We start from the raw sequence: 413 nt of genomic DNA on the forward strand, positions 1-413 counted from the left end.
GAGTGCGTGAATCTTGGTCGTTCGGCCACCTCGACTTAGTCCAATAGCTTGATTTTCGACCATACATTCGGCGTTTTTTTTGCCCCAGTGGCCTTTTGATGCGCTCGAACGATCGTTGAATCTAAGCTCAAGTTTTCCATGTCGGGATCGTCAATCAATTCGAGAAAAACCTGTTCGAACAAGCCTGAACTTACCCAGGCTCGGAAGCGACTATACACCGTTTTCCAAGAGCCATAGCGTTCAGGTAGATCACGCCAAGGAGCCCCGCTGCGCATGAGCCAGAGGATAGCGTTGAGGGCGGTACGGTTGTCTAGGCTTGATGGACGGCCAGTCCGGTATGGCGGGAAGTATCCTTTGATTCGGTCCCACTGAGCATCTTCCAGTTCGTATCGTTTAGGTGTTGTCATCGGAAT

1 pseudogene is annotated in these 413 nt (G+C 51.1%); it reads right to left on the reverse strand.

Annotated features, from left to right (window positions below):
* Positions 1–407, reverse strand: a pseudogene (locus tag FC65_RS11150) (IS5-like element ISLpl3 family transposase); the annotation flags it as partial.
* Between the last annotated feature and the right edge of the window lie 6 nt (positions 408–413).

The sequence above is a fragment of the Ligilactobacillus acidipiscis DSM 15836 genome (genome assembly GCF_001435755.1).
GTDB classification, from domain to species: domain Bacteria; phylum Bacillota; class Bacilli; order Lactobacillales; family Lactobacillaceae; genus Ligilactobacillus; species Ligilactobacillus acidipiscis.